Genomic DNA, 1,855 nt, shown 5'->3' on the forward strand with positions numbered 1-1,855 from the left:
CCAGGGCCTCCACGACCGCCAGCCCGAACGCCTCCTGCGGGGACGGCGAGGCCAGCACGTCCATCGCGCACGCCAGCGACGGCAGGTCCGGTCCCGCCGTGCCGTCGGGCTCGCCGGGGCGTTCGCCGGTGAACAGCACCCGGCCCGCCACCCCGGCCTCCCGCGCCACGGCCCGCAGCGCGCTCTCCTGCTCCCCGCCACCGGCCAGCAGCAGCCACGTGTCGGCGGGCAGCTGGGCCAGCGCTCGGATCAGGACGTCGAAGCGCTTGCCCGCCACGAGCCGGCCGACGCCCCCGACGACGAACGCCCCGTCCGGCAGCCCCAGCCGGCGCCGGGTGCGCTCGCGGCGGCCCGGGTCGAAGCGGAAGCGGTCCAGGTCCACGCCGTTCGGCACGACCACGATCCGCGACGGCGGCACCCCCCAGCGTTCGAGCCGGGCGGCGACGGTGGCGGACACGGCGACGGTGGTGCGGCCCAGCCGCTCCCCGGCCAGGTACAGGGCGCGCACGCCCGGCGTGAGCGGGCGGCCCTCCATCTGCGTGTCGCCGAGGGAGTGTTCGGTGGCGACGACCGCCCGCACCCCCGCCAGCCGCGCCGCGATCCTGCCGTACAGGCAGGCCCGGTAGAGGTGGGTGTGTACGAGGTCGTAGCCGCCCGCGCGGATCAGCCGCACCAGCCGGGGCAGCGCGCCCAGGTCCCGGTTGCCGGCCATCCCGAGGTGGGTGACCCGCACCCCGTCGGCCGCCAGACCCTCGGCGACACGGCCCGGGTTGGTCAGGGTCACCACGTCGCAGTCGGCCGGCAGATGCCGCAGCAGCAGCCGCAGTTGCTGCTCGGCCCCGCCCACACCGAGACCGGTGATGACGTGCAGCGCCCTCACCGCACGCCCTCCACCGGACGGCGGCGCAACCGGTGCAGCCGGTACTTCAGGGACAGCCGCACGGGCGTGTCCCGCTGGCCGACGTGGACGCGGGGCAGGGCGTGCGGGCCGGTGAGGGCGCCCGGGTCGATGGCGCAGGCGTAGGCGTACCCGGCGTCCCGCACCGCGTCGACGGTGCGGCGGTCGAGGGTGCCGTACGGATAGCAGAAGCCGTCCACCGGCGCGCCCGTCAGCCTCGACAGCAGCGCCCTGCTGCCGGCGGTCTCGGCGGCCAGCGTCGGGTCGTCGGCCCGGGTCAGGTCGACGTGGGTCAGCCCGTGCGAGCCGATCTCGACGCCCGCGGCGGCGGCGCGCCGGATGCCGTCGGCGCTCAGCAGCGGCTTGCGCGGACCGAGCGGGTCCCAGGCGTTGTCGCCGCCGAGCCGGCCCGGCAGCACGAACAGGGTGGCGGTGCAGCCGTGCGCGGTGAGGACCGGCAGGGCGCCGGTGAGGAAGTCGGCGTACCCGTCGTCGAAGGTGAGGCCCACCAGGTCCCGGCCCCCGCCCCGCGATCGGGCGGCGAGCAGTTCGGCCACCGACACGCCCCGCAGCCCGCGCCGCCGCAGCCAGGCCAGCTGGCCGGCCAGCCGCTCCGGCGTGACGGTGACGCGGTACGGGTCGTCGGAGCAGTCGCCGACGGAGTGGTACATCGCCACCCACGGCACGCCTCCCGCCGGGCGGCCGGCGGGGGCGGGGCGGTCAACGGGTGCGGGTGCGGCCATGGCGGAACCTTCGGGTCAGGGTGAGGGGTCGAATGCCGGCCGCGCGCTGCGCGAGGGCGCGGGCGGCGGAACAGACGGTGACGCAGCCCGGATCGCCCAGGACCCGGCCGCACAGCAGGAACACGGCGGCCACGGTGACGACTCCGGCGGCGAGCGAGAGGACGGGCGCCTCGAAGCGCTGGGCGGCCGGCCCGCCCGCCGCCGTGGCGGCCAC

The 1,855-nt window shown here is 77.6% G+C and carries 2 protein-coding genes and 1 pseudogene; all 3 read right to left on the minus strand.

Annotation, left to right across the window (positions count from 1 at the left end):
- The coding region (locus G3I53_RS16895) for a glycosyltransferase (protein WP_164438506.1) at positions 1 to 880 on the minus strand (880 nt) is incomplete at its 3' end.
- A complete protein-coding gene (locus G3I53_RS16900; protein WP_164339084.1) occupies positions 877 to 1,641 on the minus strand; it encodes a polysaccharide deacetylase family protein in 765 nt (254 codons plus the stop codon). The genes G3I53_RS16895 and G3I53_RS16900, both read right to left, overlap by 4 nt.
- Positions 1,619 to 1,855 (minus strand): annotated as a pseudogene (locus G3I53_RS16905) (hypothetical protein); the annotation flags it as partial. The pseudogene G3I53_RS16905 and the gene G3I53_RS16900, both read right to left, overlap by 23 nt.

Origin of the sequence: Streptomyces sp. SID14436 (assembly GCF_010548465.1) — a bacterium.
Lineage (GTDB): Bacteria > Actinomycetota > Actinomycetes > Streptomycetales > Streptomycetaceae > Streptomyces.